This is a genomic window from Bacterioplanes sanyensis, assembly GCF_014652515.1.
Classification (GTDB): domain Bacteria; phylum Pseudomonadota; class Gammaproteobacteria; order Pseudomonadales; family Oceanobacteraceae; genus Bacterioplanes; species Bacterioplanes sanyensis.
The window spans coordinates 467,119-490,808 of sequence record NZ_BMYY01000002.1; the positions used below are offsets into that span (position 1 = coordinate 467,119).

23 protein-coding genes, 1 tRNA gene and 2 CRISPR repeat arrays (1 of these 26 running past the window's edge) are annotated in these 23,690 nt (G+C 50.0%); of the genes, 5 read left to right on the forward strand and 19 right to left on the reverse strand.

Going from position 1 to position 23,690, the window contains the following annotated elements:
* Positions 1 to 404: a CRISPR direct-repeat array (repeat unit 36 nt; unit sequence GTCTCAATCCCTTTATTAGCAGGGCGTGGTTTTAAC); it begins 455 nt to the left of the window's first position.
* A gap of 147 nt (positions 405 to 551) precedes the next feature.
* From IE090_RS05215 to cas10, 7 genes are read right to left on the reverse strand one after another with little or no spacing between them, the layout of a single operon-like run.
* The gene (locus IE090_RS05215) at positions 552 to 1,691 is read right to left on the reverse strand and encodes a Card1-like endonuclease domain-containing protein (RefSeq protein WP_189387288.1); all 1,140 of its coding nucleotides are present in this window, start codon (positions 1,689 to 1,691) and stop codon (positions 552 to 554) included.
* Positions 1,648 to 2,616 carry a CRISPR system precrRNA processing endoribonuclease RAMP protein Cas6 gene (gene cas6 / locus IE090_RS05220; RefSeq protein WP_189387289.1) on the reverse strand — a complete coding sequence of 323 codons (969 nt, stop codon included), beginning with the start codon at positions 2,614 to 2,616 and terminating at the stop codon, positions 1,648 to 1,650. The genes IE090_RS05215 and cas6 overlap by 44 nt, the downstream gene beginning before the upstream one ends.
* Complete coding sequence (csm5, locus tag IE090_RS05225) at positions 2,613 to 4,241, reverse strand: type III-A CRISPR-associated RAMP protein Csm5 (protein ID WP_189387290.1); 1,629 nt, start codon at positions 4,239 to 4,241, stop codon at positions 2,613 to 2,615. Before csm5 ends, cas6 begins: the two co-directional genes overlap by 4 nt.
* Positions 4,238 to 5,248 (reverse strand): type III-A CRISPR-associated RAMP protein Csm4, encoded by a 1,011-nt coding sequence (csm4, locus tag IE090_RS05230; RefSeq protein ID WP_189387291.1) that lies wholly within the window; start codon positions 5,246 to 5,248, stop codon positions 4,238 to 4,240. Before csm4 ends, csm5 begins: the two co-directional genes overlap by 4 nt.
* A gap of 9 nt (positions 5,249 to 5,257) precedes the next feature.
* A complete protein-coding gene (gene csm3 / locus IE090_RS05235) occupies positions 5,258 to 5,974 on the reverse strand; it encodes a type III-A CRISPR-associated RAMP protein Csm3 (protein ID WP_189387292.1) in 717 nt (238 codons plus the stop codon).
* Between the two features lie 28 nt (positions 5,975 to 6,002).
* Complete coding sequence (gene csm2 / locus IE090_RS05240; protein ID WP_189387293.1) at positions 6,003 to 6,413, reverse strand: type III-A CRISPR-associated protein Csm2; 411 nt, start codon at positions 6,411 to 6,413, stop codon at positions 6,003 to 6,005.
* Between the two features lie 9 nt (positions 6,414 to 6,422).
* The gene (gene cas10, locus IE090_RS05245) at positions 6,423 to 8,942 is read right to left on the reverse strand and encodes a type III-A CRISPR-associated protein Cas10/Csm1 (RefSeq protein ID WP_189387294.1); all 2,520 of its coding nucleotides are present in this window, start codon (positions 8,940 to 8,942) and stop codon (positions 6,423 to 6,425) included.
* Positions 8,943 to 9,278: 336 nt separating this feature from the next.
* A CRISPR array of direct repeats spans positions 9,279 to 10,761; the repeat unit is 36 nt; unit sequence GTCTCAATCCCTTTATTAACAGGGCGTGGTTTTAAC.
* 196 nt (positions 10,762 to 10,957) lie between these two features.
* Between cas10 and IE090_RS05250 the strand changes: the two genes are divergently transcribed.
* The 3 genes from IE090_RS05250 to cas2 are packed head-to-tail and all read left to right on the forward strand — an operon-like array spanning position 10,958 to position 12,584.
* Complete coding sequence (locus tag IE090_RS05250; RefSeq protein WP_189387295.1) at positions 10,958 to 11,227, forward strand: CRISPR-associated endonuclease Cas2; 270 nt, start codon at positions 10,958 to 10,960, stop codon at positions 11,225 to 11,227.
* 1 nt (position 11,228) lies between these two features.
* The gene (gene cas1 / locus IE090_RS05255) at positions 11,229 to 12,152 is read left to right on the forward strand and encodes a CRISPR-associated endonuclease Cas1 (protein ID WP_189387296.1); all 924 of its coding nucleotides are present in this window, start codon (positions 11,229 to 11,231) and stop codon (positions 12,150 to 12,152) included.
* Complete coding sequence (gene cas2, locus IE090_RS05260) at positions 12,153 to 12,584, forward strand: CRISPR-associated endonuclease Cas2 (RefSeq protein ID WP_189387297.1); 432 nt, start codon at positions 12,153 to 12,155, stop codon at positions 12,582 to 12,584. It abuts the gene before it with no gap.
* Here cas2 and IE090_RS05265 read toward each other — a convergent pair.
* From IE090_RS05265 to flgA, 12 genes are all read right to left on the reverse strand, one after another.
* A complete protein-coding gene (locus IE090_RS05265) occupies positions 12,581 to 13,363 on the reverse strand; it encodes a DUF6602 domain-containing protein (RefSeq protein ID WP_189387298.1) in 783 nt (260 codons plus the stop codon). The two genes, cas2 and IE090_RS05265, sit on opposite strands and share 4 nt — an antisense overlap.
* A 53-nt stretch (positions 13,364 to 13,416) precedes the next feature.
* On the reverse strand, positions 13,417 to 13,731 hold the full coding sequence (locus IE090_RS05270; RefSeq protein ID WP_189387299.1) for a hypothetical protein: 315 nt from the start codon (positions 13,729 to 13,731) through the stop codon (positions 13,417 to 13,419).
* Positions 13,732 to 13,952: 221 nt separating this feature from the next.
* Positions 13,953 to 14,378, reverse strand: coding sequence for a hypothetical protein (locus IE090_RS05275; RefSeq protein WP_229815479.1), 426 nt, complete (start codon positions 14,376 to 14,378; stop codon positions 13,953 to 13,955).
* Positions 14,379 to 15,479: 1,101 nt separating this feature from the next.
* Positions 15,480 to 16,175, reverse strand: a complete 696-nt coding sequence (locus IE090_RS05280) for a helix-turn-helix domain-containing protein (RefSeq protein WP_189387301.1) — start codon at positions 16,173 to 16,175, stop codon at positions 15,480 to 15,482.
* A 190-nt stretch (positions 16,176 to 16,365) separates the two neighbouring features.
* Positions 16,366 to 16,590, reverse strand: coding sequence for a helix-turn-helix transcriptional regulator (locus tag IE090_RS05285; RefSeq protein WP_189387302.1), 225 nt, complete (start codon positions 16,588 to 16,590; stop codon positions 16,366 to 16,368).
* A gap of 92 nt (positions 16,591 to 16,682) precedes the next feature.
* On the reverse strand, positions 16,683 to 17,558 hold the full coding sequence (locus IE090_RS05290; protein WP_189387303.1) for a hypothetical protein: 876 nt from the start codon (positions 17,556 to 17,558) through the stop codon (positions 16,683 to 16,685).
* Positions 17,542 to 18,738, reverse strand: coding sequence for a tyrosine-type recombinase/integrase (locus tag IE090_RS05295; protein WP_189387304.1), 1,197 nt, complete (start codon positions 18,736 to 18,738; stop codon positions 17,542 to 17,544). The genes IE090_RS05290 and IE090_RS05295 overlap by 17 nt, the downstream gene beginning before the upstream one ends.
* 166 nt (positions 18,739 to 18,904) lie before the next feature.
* Positions 18,905 to 18,980: transfer RNA gene (locus IE090_RS05300), tRNA-Arg, on the reverse strand.
* 40 nt (positions 18,981 to 19,020) lie between these two features.
* Entirely contained in the window at positions 19,021 to 19,755 is a 735-nt protein-coding gene (locus tag IE090_RS05305; protein ID WP_189387305.1) for a flagellar brake protein, read from the reverse strand.
* Positions 19,756 to 19,770: 15 nt separating this feature from the next.
* The gene (locus IE090_RS05310) at positions 19,771 to 20,241 is read right to left on the reverse strand and encodes a flagella synthesis protein FlgN (RefSeq protein ID WP_189387306.1); all 471 of its coding nucleotides are present in this window, start codon (positions 20,239 to 20,241) and stop codon (positions 19,771 to 19,773) included.
* 13 nt (positions 20,242 to 20,254) lie between these two features.
* Positions 20,255 to 20,593 carry a flagellar biosynthesis anti-sigma factor FlgM gene (gene flgM, locus IE090_RS05315; protein WP_229815482.1) on the reverse strand — a complete coding sequence of 113 codons (339 nt, stop codon included), beginning with the start codon at positions 20,591 to 20,593 and terminating at the stop codon, positions 20,255 to 20,257.
* A 64-nt stretch (positions 20,594 to 20,657) separates the two neighbouring features.
* On the reverse strand, positions 20,658 to 21,344 hold the full coding sequence (gene flgA, locus IE090_RS05320) for a flagellar basal body P-ring formation chaperone FlgA (RefSeq protein ID WP_189387308.1): 687 nt from the start codon (positions 21,342 to 21,344) through the stop codon (positions 20,658 to 20,660).
* 133 nt (positions 21,345 to 21,477) lie between these two features.
* Here flgA and IE090_RS05325 point away from each other — a divergent pair, with 133 nt between their 5' ends.
* Positions 21,478 to 22,398 (forward strand): chemotaxis protein CheV, encoded by a 921-nt coding sequence (locus tag IE090_RS05325; protein ID WP_189387309.1) that lies wholly within the window; start codon positions 21,478 to 21,480, stop codon positions 22,396 to 22,398.
* Between the two features lie 16 nt (positions 22,399 to 22,414).
* The gene (locus IE090_RS05330) at positions 22,415 to 23,236 is read left to right on the forward strand and encodes a CheR family methyltransferase (RefSeq protein WP_189387310.1); all 822 of its coding nucleotides are present in this window, start codon (positions 22,415 to 22,417) and stop codon (positions 23,234 to 23,236) included.
* Positions 23,237 to 23,690: the final 454 nt, after the last annotated feature.

A 23,690-nucleotide genomic window follows, 5' to 3' on the forward strand; every position in this document is an offset into this window, starting at 1 on the left:
AATCTGCACGTCGTAAGTTGAAGGAGTCTCAATCCCTTTATTAGCAGGGCGTGGTTTTAACACAGCAGCGAGGAATCCGACGCGCCAGAGTTGTCTCAATCCCTTTATTAGCAGGGCGTGGTTTTAACTAAAAATGGTTTCTTGGTGGATTCGTTCAAAGAGTCTCAATCCCTTTATTAGCAGGGCGTGGTTTTAACCGAACCCGATGCTACCGCAGAAGACCTTGATCTGTCTCAATCCCTTTATTAGCAGGGCGTGGTTTTAACCAACAGCCTGTGTCCAGAAAACCTGCGCGGCTTTGTCTCAATCCCTTTATTAGCAGGGCGTGGTTTTAACTTTCGCTAAGGCGAGAAAATCCAAGCTAAGTCGTCTCAATCCCTTTATTAGCAGGGCGTGGTTTTAACTCCATTGCTTAGAAAACAAGCAGTAAATCAATCACTTAGAACGGATATTTGTACACCAATTGGGTGCATAGAAGTTGTCTGTTTTTTGATCATCTTGTTTAAAGAGCTTGCGCCAGTGTATCGGTCGTTGGCGGTTAGGCCAAGGCCTTAGTGTGGTGGCCAGTCGCCGTGGTTTACCCAGTGTTGCAGCAGCTGCGGCAACTGGCTGAGCTCTGTGCCGCTGCATACCTGTATCTGGTGGCTATTCAATCTTTCAGACAAGCTGGTGTCTGGCTCTATTAGGCTGACCAGCAACTTGTCCGCCAGCAAGCCGCCGAGACGACTGGCCAACAGCGCCAGTTTATGGGTTGTGTGTTGGCCACCTTTGTTGATATTCCCGGTTTTGCATTCGATTTGCAGAAGTTTGTTATTGGCCACAATCAGCACATCCCCCTCGTTGTGAATCTTACCCTGCACGTTGACTTTAACGCTATGGCCTAGGCGGTCTGGGGCTAGGTGAGGTTGGGCGCATAGCCAGGTATATTCTTCGAGCCAGCTGCCGCTTAAATAAGTATTGGCTTGGTCGGCGCTGCCTAGCATCCATTCGTTTGAGTCATGGCTTGGGGTGAGCAGACCGTGCTCGGTTAATAGAGTAAGTGTTTGCTGCTCTACTGAGGTAGGGGCTTGCCAGTGTAACCTTTTATGCTGTTTGTTCTTGCCTGCAAAAGTACTATTGAGCTGTTTGATTAACTGTAACAAATCAAGGTGGTGGCTGACTAAAAAGTGGCTAAGCTCCGCGCGTTGATGAATGTGATTTTGCCAGTTGTCACTATGGTTGCTTTGGGAGTCTTGAGCGGTGAGGCCATGAGCGCGAAGGCATAGCGGTAAGGTCAATACGTCTCGCATTTCTTCTGCCCTAGGGGCAGCGCTGCCGAGAAACTCAATGCGACGCTCCACTGTGTTGGCATACAGAATGCGCTCAGCACAGGGGTTAAATACTTCATAAGCGGCTAAGCTCATTAATTTTGTGCCACCGGTGATATTGACCCACAAAGGATGTTCACAGTTTGGTGCTATGTGAGTTTGTAAAAACTGCGTGATCGCCGGATAGTCGTGATCTGGCATAGAAGAGATCACCCTAATGTGTGCTGCATTCCAGCCGGCTGTGACTAGAGCTGCAGACAAACACTGAGCTTTTTCCTGCATGGTGTCGGATGCCAGAATGACTACATTTTCTGGCCGATACTGCAACAGCGGAATTATATTAGCCAGCGGCTGAGCACTGGCGATCACTATATGGGTTATCATTAATGAGTTCTGCTGCGTTGTAGTGAGGGTTCAGCAGATAGCGCCCTAAACCAAAGCTGGCACTTTTGCCAATGTGAAGCCATTGCCCCAGCTGAAGCAAAGGCCACAGCTCATTGAGGTCGCCAGTTAACTCGATATTGCCGACGACCCCTCCGAGCGGCATGACCTGTTGCTGGCGGTTTGAGTAGCGTTGCCAGTCCAGCCATCGTAATTGGGTATGGGTATTTAGCCGCTGTGCCTGCTGTTTGAGGCGTTTAAAATCAACCCCTGGGTCTTGTGGGTTGCTGGAAGCCAGCGTGCTGTAGCGTCGTGCCAATGCCATCAATAATGCTGGCGCGGTTATCTGCTGTGGGCCAAGAATGCTGCCGTGTTGCTGTAAGCGTAGGGGGGTTAAAAAGCGTAGCCGTGCTTTGTTTGCCTGCTCGGTGGTGGGGTGGGACACTGTTTGCCAAGCATTAATTTGGCCACCAGGCTGGTAACACAGCTGTTCAGTGCTGGTGTCGTAAACGGCGTGCAACTGCATGGCAATATTATGCTTGCTTAAGCCACGCGCTAGGGCCTGCTCCCAGGCGAGAAATATAAGCGCTACTTGTTGCAATGCATCACCGAATAGCACCAAATTAAAGTGCCAATGCTCCCCCGCTGCTAACCTGCGCTGACCTGGATCGGGTGCTTCAATCACGTAAGTATTGCTACACAGCTGCGCATCGCGTCTTTCAAAAATACGCGTGTAGGGGCAGCCTGCGTACAATAAGCAGCCGTCGCAGCTGGGCTGTCGTGTCATGCAAGATAAGCGACGTAAAGCATGACCAAACGCACCGCGTAACATAGAGCCTGCATACAGCGGCAAGGTAAAATCTTGCGATGCTCGCACTTCGAAACGAAAGCGCGCAATGGGTAGGGGTTTTAGCAGTAGGGTACTCATTCGACGTCCTTAAGCTGTTCCCATAAACGCTTGGCTGCCTTGGATTTTTTACGATTTATACTAAGGAAATCGAAAGTTTCCTTCATCAGGATCTTGGCATCAATTTGGTCGGGTCGCTGCCAACTGATGGCTTGATTGATCATTCTACTCAGCGCTTCAAATATCAGGTTGTTTGGTTGACCAGTGTTTTTTAGCTGAGGGTTTTGTTCAATAAAATCACGTAACTGCGCTTGCAAACGTTGAGGCTCACTCATGTTTTCCAGTTCTTGCTGGCGCTGAGCCTTTTGTTGCTGTTGCTCTTCAATGGCTTTCTTTTGTTGCAGTTGCTCTTGCTGTTTGCGCTGTAGTTCTACTTTCGCCTCAGTCAACATTGCTTGTTTTTGGCGCGCTTCCTCTAGCTTTTGACGGGCTGGTTCACTGGCCGTGTTTAGAAGCTGTTGCAACGAAGCAATGGTTGTGTCATCGAACTCCACAACTACCCAGCCAAACGGCAACAACTCGGGGTCTTGCTTATGTTTAGCTGCTAGGCGGACCTCATTGGTGGTGCTTTGGTACTTAGAGTCTTGTCCTCTTGGAGTCATTATCTCGATGGAGCGTAAACCGTCGAGCGTCTTATCGACTGCGCCAGAGTACTTACCCAGTCGCAACAGCATGGCCTGACCTTTATCTAAAGCTTGTTTGAAGTCGCTATCAGGGGCACATAGGGCTGTCATTATCTCAACCCATGTCGAACTTAAATATCCCGCGTTTTTTCCAAGTTGTTGCAGTTCTTGTTGCAATTTGGGGAAATAGTAGCTGTTGCACTGCTCAGCTAAGGCTTTCAGGTGACTGGGAACCCTGTTTGAGTCTCGGCGCTCGTTATTTATATCTACAAAGCGTATATCGCCGCTGAAAGCTCTATGGCGCCAAGGGCTGATGCATTCCAATAGGGTTTGTAGGGCTTTGGCTGTTTTTTTGGGATTGGGCACTCGGCGCTGGCTAACCGAGAACAATACTTCTGTTGCGATTAGGTTGTCTGGCTGTTGATAGCTGGCATCGCTGATCTTAAGGCGATAAAAAGGGTCTTGCTCAACGCTCTGGTAACTGAGTAGTTCTTTAGCTAGCTGGTTACTATTTTTACTTTTCTCAAATTTTTTATTATGTGTACTTTTCTCTTGCAGCCAATGAGCCATGCACGCAGTTCTGATGGCGCCTTTTAGCGCTGTACCCGTTAATAGAGGCTGTTGTTTGAAAAGAGAGTAAGCACATCGAGCAATAGCCAATTGGTTGGTGATATTACGATTATCTTCCCGTTGAGCGATCTTACCTACTCGATCTTCATACAACTGATTTACGCCTCTGCTCACAGGTATCAAGCGCTGCGAATAAGGCAGGAGTTGGTCCTTTTTACTATGAATAGTGCGCCGTACTTGTAGGATTTCTTCCGGCTTTCCTTCACCAATTAGGTCGGCCAGCTGCTCTAGCCCTGCTTGACCTAAGCCTTGATTGAGGCCCCCATCGCTTAGTGCATGAAGATAGCCATCATCGATAACATAGTGAGTAGGGAGATAATCTTCGCCTGCGCCCAAATGTAGAGGCCCTAGTACGCTAACGCGATAGCGATGAGTTGAGATATTGGATTTCATTGGCAACCCTCCCTAATGCCGTCGAAATGTATTGGCAGAATAGGGCTGTACCCTTGCTGAACTGTATCAGGATGACAAACAGATAGTTCGCTTAGCCCTTGACCACAAAATAGTGATGATTGCGCATTCACTGGGGTCAACAAAGCGCCAGTATCTGCTAATAGAACCGGATTCTTCCACGGAACAAAGTTGTTTGGACTTTTTCCCCCTGCAGCAGCACCGTGTTTACCAAACCGAACATGTACGTCATAAAAGCAGTTCTGCGCTTGCCAGCCATGACCTTGTGAATCGTGCCAGTTTTGTGGTGCACAAGGTGCCAGCGTTAACCAACTATTAGCTTCTTGAGGAACTGGCTCTGTTGAAAACTGTTCAGCGTCGACCACTTCGAATCGTCCACAGCCGGTACTGGCGTCTTTGCCGTAGCCGAACTGACCAATAGCAGTGAGTATTTGCTTCAGTTGATCAATAGTAATACGGCTATCGAGTACTGCATAAATATCCATGACCAGCTCTGGGTGGTACCAAGTAAGGCCTCTTTCGTAGGGGGCAAAGCCATCTTCACCCCGGCCGGTTGTGCCAGTCAGGCGATTAATACTATTGTGGGTTCTTATGCTGTGTTGCCAAAGTGGGGCGCTGGTATTCTTTCCTGATATCAGTAACTCGTCGTCACGGCATAAAAACTCATTCCATAGTGATACGGGTTGATGCACATCCTTTAGGGGCAACCAATGATGTTTTATCGCTTGCTTGCGTTGTGTGATCGCGGTGGAGTGATAACCGAAAAAATGCAGTGGCAAAGCCGGACGTGGAAGATAGCTACTCGGAAATGCATCAGACAAAACAAGAAAAGGCTGTGCGTTTAAATAACCATCAAGCCAACGAACTAGCTGTTGGGATGATTGCTCGGCAACCATCTGGCAACACATGCCAAATAATGTGTCTCCACGCAGAGGTGTGACAAAAGGACTACGCGGTCGAATACGCAAGCGATACATTTGGTGGCTCATATCGCCTCCTTACCGCTGTGCCGTTGCAAATGGGTCGGTGCGGTTGAATCGTTCGCTGATATCTTCACCGTTTAGCTGCAAGCCGATAAACTTAACCTTACCGTACCCTCGAGACCCTGAACCGCCTAGGCCGTCGAGTTCAAGCAGTTTTAGGCCTACCAGGATTTCATCTAATAAGTCTTCGTTGTCGATGACTTTGTAGGATAGTCGGAAGTCAAATTCGGCGCCCTCTGGTACTCGCTCGACCTGTCGAGGGTGCTCTGCTTTGCCACTGATACGATTAATCACATTTTCACTTTTGGCCTCTGTAAGCAGCTCTTCGGGTTGACGTTGATCTAGCCAATCTTGCTTGAGAGCACAATCCCAGAACGACAGCCGTGTTGGGCCAATTTCCTTGACAATTTCGCTGTCGGCATCACCGGAGAGCCCAAACAAACGCGCGATCGCATCAGCCCGCTGGCGCTTATCACCTTTAAATTCTGCTAGTTTTTCTGCCGATAGCGGCCCACCCTGGCAGTCTACAACGACGCCACAACGCCATTCGAGCATGCTACGCATTTTTCCCTTAATACTGGAGCCTGGAATGTAGGGTGCTAGCGTATAGGGATGTTTAAGCACTGGGTTATCAATGCCACCAATCTGCATTTCACTGGCATTGCCACCGATTCTTAGCCCAGTCACCAGCTCCAGTGTGGCGCTTAATGTAAAAATGTTGTTCAGTTGCATAAGATATCCTTATTTTCGGGAACTGGGTTTACTTACCATGTACTTTGTAAAAGCCCATAAACGCTTCAAAAAAAAGTTTGAAGCTGCGCAAAGAGTCTTTGTCGTTTACCTGGCTAAGGCAATGGCTGAACAGTGAGAAGAAGTTTTCATCAACCAGGTTGCGTCCTTTGGCATAGGCAACTTTTGCCTTCAGCATGCGAATCAGAGGTAGGAAGTTATTAAACTCATCGGCACTGCAGCGCCGGGACTTTTGCTCCCACATAAGGACTTCGTCATAGAATCGGCGCAGCTGGGTTGATTTATTGAACTCCCCTCGGGCCGATGCTACGACTTTGGCTTTTTCTTCGGCTATATCGGCGTAGAGATCTAAACTCGGCGACTTGATATCTATGTCATCCAATCTGATGTTGGTCGAAACTTCTCGCTTGCTTTGATTCATGCCAGTTCCTCAATCTCGGTGGCGGTACAAGTACATGGATACAGGAATACGATACGCCGACTTAAGTTTGGCAATGCCGTCGGCACCAATGGTTTGAACCAGTTTTTGATACAGCGCATCGCGATCCTGTTGGCTGGAATTAAGGGTGCTTAAATGACGGATAGTTCGATAGCTTAAGCGTGAGCGCCATAGGCCAGATTCCGGTCTGTCCTGCTGCTCGGCAAGATCTATCAGTTCCAATAGCTGGTAGAAATATCCCGTCGACAGTTGAGCGGAGTCTGCGAGTTCAATTAACACCTGCGCGGCTTGATCGACTTGATGGTAGTCGTCCCAGTGAATAGTCTGGGATAATAATCGCAGTGCATTTTTTATACGATCACCATGATGGTAAGCTTTTGCTTCCATCAGAGCGCTTTCGCCAAGCCTAGCCAGTTGTGGGATCGGAGTGGTTGGCTTGCACATGGCAATGCCTGCGGAGAAGGTGATCTTCTCGTTGTTGGCAGTGTATTCTCTAAATGATTGGCGCAACTCGGCAGCGAGCAAAATTAAACTGTGCCAAGGGCCTATAAGAAAGAAGTCGTCACCACCGGCGAATACGGTGTAGGTGTTAGGGTACTTTTCGGCACACAAAGCGGGCAGATAGAGAGAGAAAAAAGCGTTAACCTGGCGAGACAATGCTGTCATGGTCGCTAAGCTAGGGTGCTGCAGACCGTGCTGAAATAGCCAGCCTAGATTGTCCACGTCGCCTTTTAACACTCCCAAGCCGACGGTACCTCGATACGGCTTGGTAGCGTTGCTGGTTAGTTGTCGATCGTCACGAGCAATGTGACTAAACTCTTTTATATCGCCTTCCTGCCCAGGTTGCTCTGGTGGTGCTAAATCGTCGTAACGTGGTGAAGTTAGGTCTGCTGCTGACAGTGTGGCAACATAGCCGTTGATGGCTCGTCGAGCATAGCCATTCCAGCTGACTTGGTGAGTATCTGATGCTAAAGAAAAATCAAACAGTCGCCGAAGATTGCCATGCTGAGCTTCGTGGCTAAATTGTCCCGATGATTCCTCATCGCTGATAAACCGCATGTGATAACCGAATAGACTAACTTCCAGCTGTGTACCACGTAGTTTGGATCGTGTAATGGCCAAGCGTTCGGCTTTACCGCCAATTCTGCGCCCAATTTCTATTTGATCATGGGCCAGTGGTGATACATTCAAGCCTTCGCTGGCGCTGCTGGCGGTTGTTATTGCTGAGCTCGCAGCACCTTTGCCAGTAATCGGACAAACGACCCCACCGTGACTTTGAATCTGTTGCACATAATCCGGTAACACGGCATTGGGAGCTTCGTTGGTACAGAGGTTCAAGCGCTGTACCTTGCTGATGGCTAATGCTTCAAACAGCTGTTGAAGTAGGCCTGGAAACTGGCCAGTTTCCTTTATGAACTGTCTTTTACCGGCGGTTACTGTGGCTAGGCCTAGCCCAGATTCGCCGTAGCAATGTTGTAAAAACCAATCATTAAATATCGCTTGAACTCGAGCAATGGAGTGGCGTGATTGCTCGGTATTGGCGGCAAGTATCAAGAACTTACCAGCAGCGTTAATAATCTGACTGGATGAGGGTAGGTTTAGAGACTCTAAGAGCTTTAAAGCGGCGCATTCAGTGATTAGTGACACATATTGTGATCTGCCCCTAAGCAGTCTAGCGGCGTGCTTAGTTGTTTCGGCACCCTGAGCAAAAATAAAGGGTTGGATACCAAAAAAGTCACCTTGAATCAGTAAAAATTCAGAAGCCTTATCGCGTGCTTGCTCATTCTGACCTTTATCCGCCTGGCGGTTATGCCATAAGGCGACGGCAAAAGCTGCTGCAAGGCGACTGTGGTCATACAGCGAAGTATCTGAGCTGAAACGTGAAGGAATCGCCTGAGCATACACCTGCCAGCAACTATCGAAATGATCCAACCACAAAGGTAATGAGTGCTGGTGACTGTTTGGAATCTTGGTAACAGCTTCAACAAAGTCCTGCCATAAAGTGGCGTAGCTAGCGGGAGTTGAGTTGGCTCTTTGAGGAAATATGCTCGCCGCAGACAAGGCGGTTGACGGGTAATGATAGTGGGCCGTATCCGATGAATTGCCTATTTGCTCAAACAGGGTTGTTAAATGTGAAACTGCTTGAGTGGCGTTTTCTGGCGGTAGCTGTGTTACTCCCGCAGCTAGCGCAAAGGCTTCGCTGATAAGGTGCTCCAGCACTGAATCACTCCCACCCTGAGCTACACAAACAAAAGAATCTGATTCACTCAGTTGCCACCAGCTACTGAATGGTGCAGCGCTTTGATGCTGCTTAAATGGCAGGCTATCACGCAATTGTTGCAGTGCGGTCACGGTACACTCAGCTGCACTGCTCTGCGATGAAGGGTCATGTTTTGCTGATTGATCTTGGGCGCGCCATGCGAATTCACCGATGGCTCGAGCATACACCGCTAAAGCAATGCACGAAGCTTGGTGTAGTGGCGAATCTTCGTTGATCGGGGCATCTGGCATGCAGCGTCTCCGTGCTGTGTGATCGATACAATTGACTCAGGAAGCGCTATGGCAAAACGGATCGACTCGTCGCTTCCATGACAAGGGATATAGAGTATTTGATCAGCAGCAAGATGCAATAGCTAAGCGGTGGTTTGTTCCCAGCTTAGGCTGACCAGAAAGAGTGGTTACTTAACGGGCCGCTATGGTTATGGCTATGCCGGCATATGTAACACCAGGTTACATCGGCAATGTATTGGACGAAATCTGTACAAAAATTGGACATTTAAGCCTTTTAGCTGACTTGGCGTGGTGGAGTAACAAACGCTCGTCTCTTTTAATTGCTGCATAGAAATCAGATTAATCCCTTTATTGGCAGGGCGTGGTTTTAACGAACCAGCGGCTCAAGCAGGAGCGAGAGCGCAGTCTCAATCCCTTTATTAACAGGGCGTGGTTTTAACAAAGAAAGAAGCGGTAAAGGTTATTCATATATGTCTCAATCCCTTTATTAACAGGGCGTGGTTTTAACCAACAGTCAGGAGATTCTGATGATTGAGCTCACGTCTCAATCCCTTTGCTAGCAGGGCGTGGTTTTAACAATGAGTGCATACGACGCAAGCGAACTAGCAGGTCTCAATCCCTTTATTAACAGGGCGTGGTTTTAACTGCACCGACTGGGCTGCTACGGGACCGTTGATGTCTCAATCCCTTTATTAACAGGGCGTGGTTTTAACCAAAAGCTGAAGTTCGAGGAATACATGCAGGCGGTCTCAATCCCTTTATTAGCAGGGCGTGGTTTTAACTATGGATTAAGGATAAAACATGTCTGAAATCAAGTCTCAATCCCTCTATTAATAGGGCGTGGTTTTAACTGAGCTGGCCATGACCTACATCGAAACGCTTGAGTCTCAATCCCTTTATTAACAGGGCGTGGTTTTAACACGAAAGCTCGGCCATTGAAAGCGCGTTTCAAGTCTCAATCCCTTTATTAACAGGGCGTGGTTTTAACTTTAACCATTGAGAATCATGCTGCATTTAGTGGGTCTCAATCCCTTTATTAACAGGGCGTGGTTTTAACGATTACACAATCTGAATTAGATCTGATTATCGAGTCTCAATCCCTCTATTAACAGGGCGTGGTTTTAACGGTGATCACATCAAATGCGGTATCTATGAACAGTCTCAATCCCTTTATTAACAGGGCGTGGTTTTAACGGAACAGTGCAGGGTTATCGAATATCCGCGACACGTCTCAATCCCTTTATTAACAGGGCGTGGTTTTAACGGAAAAGATGTTAGGCCATGATCCGTACTACCTGGTCTCAATCCCTTTATTAACAGGGCGTGGTTTTAACGCACAGCTATCGGTGAACTAAATGGGCACCCAACAGTCTCAATCCCTTTATTAACAGGGCGTGGTTTTAACGGCTGGATACAGCTTGAAGACAGCAGCCAAGACGTCTCAATCCCTTTATTAACAGGGCGTGGTTTTAACCCTAAAAAGAGGGTTTAAAGATGGAAAAGTTAAGTCTCAATCCCTTTATTAACAGGGCGTGGTTTTAACGTTCTGCGTGCGGAAGACGGCCTTCAAGCACTGTCTCAATCCCTTTATTAACAGGGCGTGGTTTTAACGAATTTGCTGGGCGATATCGCGCTTGGTTAATGTCTCAATCCCTTTATTAACAGGGCGTGGTTTTAACAATAGGCTACGGCTATAAGCTGAGCAATACTAAGTCTCAATCCCTTTATTAACAGGGCGTGGTTTTAACAGACGCACGCCGCTACATCTACTCGCTAGACGACAGTCTCAATCCCTTTATTAACAGGGCGTGGTTTTAACTCCATTGCCAAGAAAACAAGCAGTGAATCAATCACTTAAAGTGGTTAATTCTGCACCAAGTTGGTGCGCTGTTGTTGTCTGATTTTTGTACAGTTTGTTAAGGAGCTTAAGTATCGTACGTCAGGTCGACGTACTTGCCAAGTCCGCCCGGTTTATCTATGCCTGATTCTCCAGTTGCGGTGTTGAGGTGGCCTGTATGTGGTTATTGATGGCGTACGATATTCACGACAATAGGCGTCGGCGGCAGGCGCTGCGAGGCTTGCGCCGAGCCAGCGACGGTTATCAAGATTCATTATTTGAGGTAGCTCTGGCGGATTCCGACTGGTCTGTATTTTGGCAGACATTGCGACCTTGTTTCTCGGATGACGACCGGCTGTTGGTGTATCGAGCTGATGGCCCAGGCCCTAGCTGGCAACTAGGGCATGGTGCTACCGCGTCACCGTCGCCCTTGTTGTGGGTGGTGTAGCATGCAACGACAGCGTTTGATTCTGGATAGGCGCCAGCTCACGTTGAACTATGAGGCGGGTTGTTTGATTATTCGTCACCCAGATGACAGCCCACGTACGCTGCCGATCGAGCGTATTCGCCAAGTTATCTGTATGCATGGTGTGCAGTTGAGTAGCCATGTGTTGGGGCAGTTTCGTCATCGCCAAATTGATTTTGTGGTGTTGAATTTGCGTCATGCTGATCACAGTGTGGCTTTGTATGGCGATGGCGCACGGCAGCAGCAACGCCGCTTGGTGCAATACCAATGGCAGTGTGACCCTGAGAGTGCGCTACCACTGGCGGTATCCTTATGTCGGCACCGTTTGCAACGGGCCATTCGCTGTTTGTTGCCGTATGAGCACCCGACGGCTTTGGATTGTGCCCGCTCGTTGCCATTGGCGCGCGCGGCGATGCTGGAGGCGACCACATTGGAGCAGTTGCGAGGGCTAGAAGGGCAAGCCCAGGCGCAAGTATTTGATGCTTGGCGCCAGTTGCTGCCTTCGGGTTTAGGCTTTGTACGGCGCCAGCGTCAGCCACCGCCAGATCCGGTAAATGGTTTGTTGTCGCTGACGTATTCTCTGGTGTATCAGGAGGCGGTGCGTGCTTGTTTGATGGCGGGGTTGGACGGTCAGTTGGGGTGCTATCATCGGCTACTGGCTGGGCGCGAATCATTGGCGTGTGATGTGATGGAGCCGCTGCGTCCCGATATAGAGAGCTGGGTGGTGCAGTTGTTTCTTCAAGGTATTGTTACTAAACGGCAATTTACGCGCCCCAAGGCTGGCCAAGCATGTTTGTTGGGTAAAGAGGCACGGGTGATCTTTTATCAGGCGCTGGCTAAGGTACAGCCGAGCTGGTGGCGGCAGTTGCAGGCTACGACACGGTGGCTGTGTCGACGGATGGCGTAAATGTCGCATCATGCGGATTGGTATTTAATTGCCTACGATATTCGCGACGTAAAGCGTTTGCGGCGTGTACATCGTTTTTTACGTGCTGAGGGCATTGCTGTTCAGGAGTCCGTGTTTGCTTGGTATGGCGATGGCCGTCAGTTAAATGATCTGCAAAAGCAGCTGCGGCAACTGATCGATGAGCGTTACGATGATGTGCGTGGTTACCGTTTGTTGCCTCAGCGGCCATTATGCTTGCTGGGGCAAACGCCATTTATGAGCGGTGTTTTATTTGAGGGCTACCCGATACATTGGTATCGAGACTGGTCAGAGCTGGCCAGCCATCAGGAAACAGCCGCGCTGTTGCGCCGCCAATGGCTGGCGGCGGGCTCCGATAAGGCCAATAACGCATCCGATGACGACTGGCTGATTCCTTGGGAGGGGCGTGGTTAATCTTGTTGCGGCGTTGAGGTGCTTAGGTGCTGGGCGTACGCCATGACGTCAATCATGGGGACGGTGCCGAGTTGTTGTAGCATGTTGATTAACTTGAATAAGAATGCGGTGACGGCTTTGTCGTGTGGCTCCGTGTAATAATCTCGGCTGTGGAGGGGCTCTAGTGTCTTAGTGTGCTGCTTCCATGATTCGCGATGAAAATAACCATGAGAGGCGCAGCAGCCGATATCAAGCAGGCTGTCGTTTGCAAGGTCACTGTTGGTCAAGCTCTCGATTAATGCTGAGGATTCAATAGATGCCCAGCCATTATCCAGAGACAATATTCCACCCAGTATCAGGTGATAGGGCTTAGGATTTTTTAATCCGCTGATGGTCGGAACAGGCAAGCTAGTCCATGTGAGCCGCCTGACGGATGCGATTTTATCCTGCGCATACTCTACATGCTCTTTACTGAGTGTTTGTTTGACTTCAAAGGCCGCATATACACTTTCGACGGGTATGATCTTTTCTCCATTTTGTTCAAAGACTAAAGGGGAGTATTGGCGATCGTAAATGATAATGTCGATTTGGTCGCTGTATTCCCCTTTACTGTCTACTACGTGGCCACCGCTAACAACATAGCGTTTGGGTAGATAGTCGCTTAATAACTCAATCCATACCTTTTCAGTGGCATCACCTTTAGTGCCGGGGTGATGGAATGATGTTCGAGCAGAATTTAGTTTGTGCTCGATATCTTTGTGCAGGTTTTGCATCAGCGTGGCTAGAGAAACTTGGCTCATTAAACTCTCCTAAAATTTGAAAATTATGATGGATAGAACTTAAACACTCAGCGCTACCGACCATTATGACTGGGTTGCATAGCCTTGGCTGATCGCCACCTTGCGGCAATAAAATAATCCACGGGCTCACCAGCTACGGCGGTGGCATAACCCTCTATGTGTTCAAGTTCACCGGGCAGGCAATGATGCTCTGCAGTGAACGACCACCATTGGCATGACTCAGGCTGGCGGGCAACAAAGGCTTGCCATTGTGGGTTTAAAAAGCCAAAAGCTTTAGCAGGGGCGGCTTGGTAAGGGTCGTTTGGAGTTTCGCGTTGTTCTATGTCGGCTAAGGTCAACGCTTGCTGTAGAAATTGCCGCTGCATCATAAAGGGCTCGGGTGTTGGTGGCAGTTGCTGGGGTGACTGACGGCGAACAGCCAGTCGGTTGATGAGCCGAAGCGGCCATGCAAGGCTAAAGAAGAGTAAACCGAAGATGTAAAAAGCAGCACCTCTTAGTCCGGTATAGGGCCGTGGCTGGCGGTGTGAGATGCATTGGCTAACAATCACGCCGATGGCCAGATAGATGAACGCGATGGCAGTGAATGCGCTCATGTTGGCCCTTTGTCGTTGCTGTGACGCTGCCCAACCAGTTTGCCTTGGTAGATTTGCAGTAATAGATACTGCTGGTAGTCGCTGGCAAAGCCTTGATGGCGGTACTGGGTGAGTTCGCCGTCAACTAAGGTCAGAGTACCAGAATACCAATGGGCAAAAACGCGCTCGTCGTAGCCAGGGAATACATCGCCCAAGCTCATCTCGCAATGCTCGCCCATGATGCTGGTGTGGCTTAAATCGGTTAAATACAGGTGTTGATCCAGAATTTGCCAGTGGCCTAGGTAGCCGCGAGCCAGGTGAAAACCGCTAAAGCAAAAGCGCGGCGCATCTTCTGCAACCGTCAAATACTCTGACAGTGGAGTAGATACCATGGAATAACATCGACCCTGAAAGTCTAGGGTTTCGTGCACTTGAGCTGTCATCTCGTCCTTGCTGATCGAATGTGCAGTTGCATTATGTGGATTGGCTGGCGGCGAATCAATATGGCTGTGGTTGTATGGATCGATTAATATTGTGTGTCGAGGCGCTCCCACTCTGGGCCGGGCTAGTGTAGTCCCAGGATGCGTAGGTACTGTTTGTCATCACCCTTGCAGTATTCACCGCCTCACCTTTCTTAAATAATCGATGTGTTGTCATCAGTGCTTTGCTGCTCGGGTGGTGGGCTCGCTTCACTCAAAATCGTACTCGTGCATTCACTTATTGCGTGTGTTGCCAACGTAGCGCAGCTTCTTGAGTAATTGTGTGGGCTCTGCTGTTCTATGGAGAAAGTTTTTCGTGCAAGCCTCTACCACTGACGTTGTATTGGGTTTCTAGCAAATGCTTTGTTGTGGTCAGCTGAATCACGTGTTCAATGATGCTCATGTATGCTTGCCCCTTATTCGATCTATGTAACTTCCGTTGCTTACGCTAGCAATACTGAAAGTCAGAACCATGGTCTGACGATGGAGCTGTGAATAACGAAGTTAAAACATGATGCGCTAACGCTGTGACTAGATATGGGGCTGAAGTGCTGAACAATGTGGTGCTGAGGCAGTGAATGCAGAACCATCAAATGCCAGCGCTCATTGAGGAGAATAGACATTATGCTAAGCATCGAACCTAGGCTATTGGATAACCCTGGTATGGTATATATAAGAGGCGACCGATTTTTTTGTGAAAGAATCAATCTTTGCGCCTAATAGTCGGTGCCAGCTCACAGGTTTAGTCGTTTGAATGTGCACTGGCCAGTCCTGTTTTTAGGCCGAGGGCAGAAAAAATCGGAATCGATTTTACGTTAGGTTTATTACTGGCCTGTAGGTGCCAGCGACGATCAATAGGCACGCTGCTGCCTATAGATTCAACAAAAGTTATGGTGTCAGCTTGAAAAGGAGTTGGGTCTTGGAGCAGCAGATCAGTGCTGCTGGGCTAGAGGTCGTCAGCAGCGTTTTGGCCATTCGGGGAAAGTCATGCACTGCGGGCAGTGACAGCGCATGTTGGCAGAGGTGTGGTCAGTTCGGAGATGGGGGCGTCAATGCTGGCGGATATTACCGCCAGCACAGTGAAAAGCATGTTTTGGAACGTTCCTGAGGATCGAACATACCCCGGTGCTCTATTGCTATTAGCTCAAGCTGCTCTAATCGTTTGATGGAATTATCAATGGTGGCATGACAGCGCATGCCGCACTTTTTAAAATCCGCTCTTCCAAGCATGATTCGGTTATTATTTTGTGGCCGATATGCGCTGGCAATAATCAGCAAAACTTGAGCTTGACGGCCTTTTAACTGGATGAAGGCGTCGGCTTTAATAATGTAAAGCGGTATTTGGGCAAAGGCGCCACTCATTTTGCCACTCTTTCCGACTTTTAATTTGAAGTTGCCGGGCGGCTTGGAGGTTGGGCCTACGTCTAGTTTCCCTTTGCATTCATCGATATTCTGCCAAGCCAGTGCATATAGGCAGCAGCGGCCTGCCCCGTTTCGAAACTGACTCTCGCGTGTTTTGACGATAAATCCATATTTTAGTAACTGCTTCAATGCACGATTAATGGTGTCGTGTGAGGTGAAACCAAACTCGCGAAGTATCTTAGCTGATGCGCAGAGGTCGCCATTGTTGTGGCCGTTGTATTGTGAGGCTAACACGATCAGCAGTTTAATCGCTGATCCGTTCAAATATGCGAACGCAGCTGCGTGCAATACCATCCGTGGTATTAGCGCAAATCGTGAGATTTCGGTGTGTTTTGCCATTGAGACTCCTAAAGGATCAATATCTGGTTTGAAGCAATACCAGAGCTCAGAACGAGTGCAGCCCCAGCCTTTAATGAAGGCTGTATTCGACTATGAACTCTGGCGTTACTTTGTTTCTAGGCTCAACATGCAAGGGCCAAGATGGTCGACATGCAGTTGGGTTTGAGCTTGGATGTTTGCTATTAGCCGTTCACTTTTTTAACTGGCTATTGCGCTGTGCAATGCGTTCTTCGATCCATTGCTGAACCTCGGATTCAAGCCAAGCGGAGGCGCGCTCAGCCAGTTTGATGGGGGCGGGGAAGCGGCCTTCAGCGATCAGTGCATGAGCGTGAGAGCGGCTGATGCCTACCAGCTCTTTGACTTCTTTCCAGCGCAGGAAGCGTTCTTGGTTATCAATGGCGTGCTTTTGATTCATGGATACACCTATGTGTTGTTGGAACATAGGTACATTGTGTGGATGTGGCTGGCGCCAAAATAGGGCCAGCCTGTTTTGTTACAAAAAAACAATCAGCCATTCTCGTTGTAGAAGCGCCTGTCTTGGTAGCGGTTTGGGCTGGCTTGTGTCAGCTCTGTTTGGGCGTATTCGCGCAGGCGATCGCGCAGAAAATCTTGGCTGGGCAGGGGGATGTCAGATTGCAGTTCTGATAAAGCTTCCAGCACACTGTCGGCGATGGCATAGGGCTGAAACTTGGTCGTGCTGTCACGTTCTGTCATGGCGCTGGCCATGAGCCCAAGTGCCCGGTTATAGACCATCTTTGAGTGAGCTTGGGGTTCGGTTTTGAGTTGATCTAGTTTAGATTCAAGTTTCTGGTACTGGAGCTTTAGGCTGCTGTGTTCATTGAGTAGTTGGCGATAGCTATCATCCTCGTAGGCTCTGATCGAACGTTCGAACTGCATTAGCTCTTCGCAATCAAGCAAATGGCGTTGCTTTAGGTTGAGTTGGTAAGAGGCATACTCTGCTTCTGGGTAAATCAGCATGTGGAGCTGCTCGTTGGTGTCAATGTCGATGAGTGTTGTCGGTATCGCCTGATGTGCTTTGTTGAGGTTAAGACTTTGTGTCGCTGACTGGTCGGTAATGGCGGCTGCAATTTGATTGCGATAGTGATCATCCTTGACTTGATAAGTCCCGGACAGCTCGACAGCACCTCGGGTGAGTCGTGACTCCACCATGTCCAGTATTTGGCGAGGGCTTTGCTCGGTGTTGTAGGTATGCGGCAGCTCCACAGCGGCTTTTGTTGCGATATGTGCTTCGCCAGGCAGGAACTGATAATGAATATACAGCTGCAAGTGCCCATCTCTGAGGCCCTGACAAACTCGCGGCAGGCTTAAATCGGTTCCTGCTTTGCCTGTGGCGATGGCTTGTAGGTCAACGAAGTGTTTCAAGATTGCATTCTCCTTGGAATAATTGATCGGCCCACCATTGCAGCATTTGTCGGCGTTCTTCTAGGTAGAGAGCACGGTTATAGGCTTTGCGTACCTGGTTTCTTTCTTCGTGGGCCAATTGTTTTTCAATAACGTCGGGCCGAAACCCTGCTTCATTCAGCACTGTCGATGCCGTTGCGCGTAAGCCATGAGTGGTGGTTTTCGACTGATAGCCAATGCGTTTGATCAGCAACAGAAAGGCATTTTCAGACAGCGGCTTAGTGACGTTGTTGGGGCTGCGAACCAGATAGTGGGATTTGCCGGTATGTTTTTGTAGCTCTCTTAACACTTGGATGGCCGCATCGCTTAAGGGAATAATGTGATCGCTGCGCATCTTCATGCGTGCCGCTGGGATGCACCACAGGCGCTTATCCCAGTCAATTTCATCCCAGCGTCCAAATCTCACTTCGCCGGTACGTGTCATGGTGAGAATGACGAGTTTGAGCCCGAGCTTGACGATCGGGTGGGCGCTGTCAGCTTCGATGGCGGCCAAGAAAGCTGGCATATCTTCAAAAGGCAGGCTGCGCTGGTGTTGAGCGGGTGGCAAGGCCTTGAGGGCATGGGTAATGCCGGGCACCGGGTTGTCTTTTACGATGCCTTCCGCCAGCGCGTAGGTGAAAATGTGCTCTAGGTAGGTTTTGACCTTGCGCGTGGTTTCACGCACGCCGTCGTCTTCCATGCGCCTGAGCACTGCCAGAACGTCTGCGCCTGAAATAGAGCTGACGTCTTGCTGGCCCAGGAATGGGAAGATGCGTCGCTCCAACATTTGCATGACCTTCAATGCATAGCGTGGTGTCCACCTGGGGGTATTTAGCTCGTGCCAGCGCCGCGCCAGTGGTTCGAAGGTGTGGAGTGCAGCGGTGGCTGCTGCTTGGCGCTGGGCCTGTTTCTCGGCAACTGGGTCATCGCCTTGCTGGATCAGCTGGCGGGCCGCAAATGCTTTTTCTCTCGCCTGCTTCAGTGTGACCTCGGGGTACACGCCGATGGCGAGTAGCTTTTCTTTGCCATTGATACGGTATTTAAGGCGCCAGTACTTGGCTCCGCTTTTCTTAACCAGCAGGAACAAGCCTTTCTCATCGAACAGCTTGTAGTCCTTGGCTTTGGCGGCAGCATTCTTGGCGGCTGCGTGGGTAAGAGGCATAGCTTTGGGGGTACCTATTCATGGTCGAACTCAGGTACCCCAGAATGTACCCCCAAGGAGGTGTTGCTGTCCACGGACATCTTTGAACTTGCTGAAACGTAAAGCTAGGTTTTATGAGGCCTGTAGAGCGTTTTGAAGAGAGTGCTGAACTTGGGGAATGAATAATTGGCCTCCCCACAGGGACTCGAACCCCGATCTACCGCTTAGGAGGCGGTGGCTCTATCCGGTTGAGCTATAGGGAGGCTTGGCGGGGAATTGTAACGAGTGTTAGTGGGGCTGTCATCAGTCCTCCAGCGACTCTTTTTCCATCTCGATCATGCGCCGCTCTTCCCATTGCAGTTCGGTGATCAGGCGGTCGATGTAGCGCTGCGCGGTGGCAGACAGCATGGTAAAGGCAAAGCCGCAGTGGGTATCGCCTTGGTCGTTAACGACGATATGGCGTGCTTCTAGGCTGCAGTCCATGGTGTGCTCGCGATTAAAGCGGACGCGTACAATGGGGAAGTCGCGTTGGTCGTCGAGGCGTTTTTTAACATTGCCCCGAAAGTGAGCCTTAAAACCACTGGACGATAGGTCAACCATGCGGCCTAGCAAGTCGCCTTCTTCGTCATTCATGCGCACTTTGACCAGAATTTCGTGGGCCGGTGGAACTTGCACGCGATAGGCAGTGCGGCGCTGCAGGTAAAGTACTTGCTCGGGCAGTTCGACGCGGTAGCGCTCTTTCGTGGGCTGATATTTTAAGCGGCCGGTGATGCGAAATTCGATACGAATGCCACGGGCGTCACACTCAACACTAAAGCGCTTGCCGCTGCGGATGGCGTCATTACCGTCACGTGGCACCACTTGGTCAAGAAAAAAAGAGCGGCTTTTGAAGTCTGTTTCAGTGATGGCGGAGTGGTAGTCAGTGCTATCGCCATCAATGCGCACTGTAACGGGCGTTTCCATCAGTACGATTTTGCGTAGCGCGCCATAGACATCTTCCGCTTCTGTCAGTGTGTATTCCTGATGATCGTCAGTCATGATGCTGAACCTGGGTCAGGCTTGTACATACCCCTGGCCCTTGTTTACCCCTTTGGCTTGTCCCTGTTCATTATACAAGTGTGGATCATTATTACTGCCACGCAAAATCTGCAGGCGCTGTTGGGTGCGGTGGCGGGCGACAAGCACCAGTTCGGTCAGTTGGGCGGATAATTGCCGGTTGTCGTCGTAAGCGCTGGCAAGTTGTTGCCACAGCTTGAGTATTTGGTCTTGGTTGGCGATGTCGGGATGTTCTAGGCAAGCGGGCGAGTGGGGAAGTTGTTGCGAGGTCATCCACTCGAGTCGCTCATTTGCTGTTTGCTGTATTTGTGCCAGTAAGGTTTGCTTGGGGGCTTGGAGAGGCTGCAGCTGTTCGGGTTGAAGTTGGCGAAGCACGTCAACTTCTTGGTGCAACAGCTGCTGCAGGCGCTGATTCAGCGCCAATTCATCATGCAGGTAACGGGCAAGAGGTTCGGGGTTCAGAGACATGAGTAAGTCCTGATCAGTTTAAACGCTCCTCGAAATCAAGCATTTTTCCTGCCAGCTTCTCATAGTCGATTTTGTATTCGCCGTTACTGATGGCATTGCGGATTCGTTCTACCGTGGCGTCGTCCACCTCCGGCATGTCGCGAATTTCCGCTTCTATTTGCTGAATGCTTTTGCTGCTGGCGCTCAGTTTTACCTGATCGGCATAACTGGCCGCTGCTTGCTCGGTTTTGTTACCACCTGGATTGGCGGGTGGCTGCTCTTTGACCGGCTCAGAGCGGGTGCGGGTTTGACCGTCCAGCCCTCCGGTGAATTTGTTGATGTTCATGCTTAAGTCTCCGAACCAATTGCCCATCTTACACTCCTGCATGGTAGTTATCGGCTTTGTGTTTTGGAACTTTAAAATTTTTTTTGCTGACTTACTGCACCTGTACTACCCCGGCTGCTGTCACCGTGGCTTGGATAATGCGTTGTGACTGCAAGTTGCGTACCCGGATGCGCTCACCTAAATGGCCGCTGGCCATCGCCTCGCCAGGCATTTCAACTTGAATACCAGGGCGAATGACCTGAATTCGCACGCGTTGGCGACGTTCAACCAAGTTCGGTTGTTCGAGCATGTCTGCAGAGAGTACGGTGCCGGGGCGCAAGCTGCGTTTTACCTGCTTACCTATCACCTTATCTAGGTTGCGATAGTAGCCTTTGGTCTGTTCGCCTGTGTCCAATCGAGCCAGCCTAACGTCATCGGATGTCAGAATCTGGTCACTGGCGACTGGACGCGCCAATACCACCAAGTCGGCCATGTGGTGCAGTTGAATGGCCAGATTTTGTGACCAGTAGGGAGAGTCACAGCGCAGTGCAATACCATTGCGTCCTGCTTGCAATGGGCGTCCCGTGTCGATTTCTAGTGGCAACCGGCAGCGAGGCGGTTGGTAGCCTGTACTCATACCAATAAAGGTAATGCTGGCCTGCTCTTGGATGCCAGTTTGCCGGCGCCACTGTTGGATCAGGCGCTGCTCTAGCTGCTGGCGCCAAACCGGTTCGGTGGGCGCAGAACTGATGGCAGCTGGTGAACAGGCGACCAACGAAATAAATGCAATTGTTGTCACCTTTGCGGTGGCTTCGGCTATGCTCTGGTAGTACAAACGCAAGAATCTCATGTATTCGGCGGTTTTTTGTCACTTGAATGTGCCCGGCATAGAAAGCAGCAAAGGTCATGCCGGTTTACCACAGGAGCAAGTTATGGCTGGTGTACTGGACACCGTTAACCAGCGAACTCAGTTGGTCGGTGAAAACCGACTGGAGCTATTACTGTTCAGGGTGAATGGCCCTCAGGTATATGGCATTAATGTGTTTAAGGTACGCGAAGTGCTGCAGTGCCCCAAACTGACCATGTTGCCTGGTAGTCATCCGGTGATTCGTGGTGTGGCGCACCTGCGTTCAGGAACGACCACCATCATGGATATGAGCATGGCCACGGGCAATGCTCCCCTGCAGAACCTTGAAAGTGCGTTCACTATCATTACTGAGTACAATGGCCAAACCCAAGGTTTTTTGGTGGCGGGTGTTGATCGCATCATTAATATGAACTGGGAAAATATTCATCCACCGCCAGAGGGCACGGGGCGAGACCATTACCTCACTGCCGTGACGGAGGTTGACAACCATCTGGTTGAAATCATTGATGTGGAGAAAATTCTGGCCGAAGTTTCTCCGATCAACGAAGAAATCAGTGAGGGTGTGGTCAGCGAAGACATGCAAGCGGCTGCGCGGCAGAAAAAAGTCTTGATCGTCGATGATTCCAAGATCGCGCGTAAACAGATTACTCGCTGTCTGGAGCACATCGGTGTTGAGGTGGTGGCGCTCAATGATGGTAAGCAGTGTTGGGAGCATATGTTGAGCATTGTCGATAATGACGAGCGTCTGCAAGATCATTATCTGATGTTGATTTCTGACATCGAGATGCCAGAGATGGACGGCTACACACTGACCACGCGAGTGCGCTCGGACTCACGCATGACCGACTTTTTTGTCGTGTTGCACTCATCGCTGAGCGGTGTCTTTAACAAGGCTATGGTAGAAAAAGTCGGAGCCGACGATTTTATTGCCAAGTTCGACCCAGATATCTTGGCCGAGCGGGTCGTCAAACAACTAGAGAGCTGATAGGTACTGACAGCGAATGACTTTAACGATTACGCCGGATGAGTATAAGCGCTTCCGGCAAATGCTGGAGAGCAGCAGCGGGATTATGCTAGGCGATGGCAAGGAATACTTGGTGACCAGTCGTCTGCGTCGCTTAGTGGAGCGAGAATCGCTAAAGAGTATTTCTGAGTTGCTGGATGCTTGTGCTCGTAAACGCGCATTGCAGGAGTCGGTCATCGATGCCATGACCACCAACGAAACGCTGTGGTTCCGCGATGATCATCCTTACCGCATTTTTCGCGAAAAGCTGCTCCCTGAGCTGTCGCAGAGTCGTCGGCCCATCAAAATTTGGTCGTCGGCTTGCTCGACCGGCCAAGAGCCTTATTCGCTCAGTATCGAAATTGAAGAGTACAAAAAGCGTAACCCTGGCAAGCTTATGTCGGGTGAGCGCATCTTGGCAACGGACATTTCACCGTCGGCCTTAGCCGATGCCCGTCGTGGCCAGTATCAGCAGTTGGCCATTCGCCGGGGTATGAGTGAGCAGTATCTGAAGACCTATTTTAAACCAGCGGAAAACGATAGCTGGCAGATTAATGAGCAAGTAAAAAGCCGAGTCGAGTTCAGATTGCAAAACCTGCAGCAAAGCTTTGCGTTGCTGGGCAAGTTCGACATTATCTACTGTCGCAATGTGTTGATCTATTTCTCGCCCGACTTAAAAACCGACATCTTACGTCGTATGCGTGGCTGCCTAAATCCGGGAGGCTATTTGATGCTGGGTGCATCCGAGGCAATGAATAACCTCAGCGATTGCTACGAGATGGTTCAGTGTCATCCTGGCATTGTTTACCGCGCCAAGTAAGTTGCCCATTGTGGTCGTCAGTGGCTGGCGGCCTTTATTCCCCTTAATCTCGCCTCGGTGATATGGCTACGCCACTGCCATGATCAAACCGTATCTCCCTAAGGAACACTAATTTAAGCAGCTTTGGTACAGCTCAGCGTGAGTGCCGTCGGCCTTAGAGTAGCCCTCGCTTTGCTCTGACGCTTGCCAATGTGCGAATGCCGGCCCACCCATCGAGAAATGGGAATACAGAGTCCAGGCCAGCCCGAATGCCCCGTCGGGCGAGGCCTTAAACGCACATCTGCTCTAGGAAAGGGAGCCACCTTGTCCGTCGAGAGAAAACACACCAGCTGCACATTTCAGATCTCGTTGAGCGTGCAAAGACTTTTTCAACCGGCTGCTAGGAAAAGCTTTGCCGCTCAAGCGCTATTGCCGCCCCGTTTGCCGCTTGGTGGCAGATGTTGGCCTCTTTTTC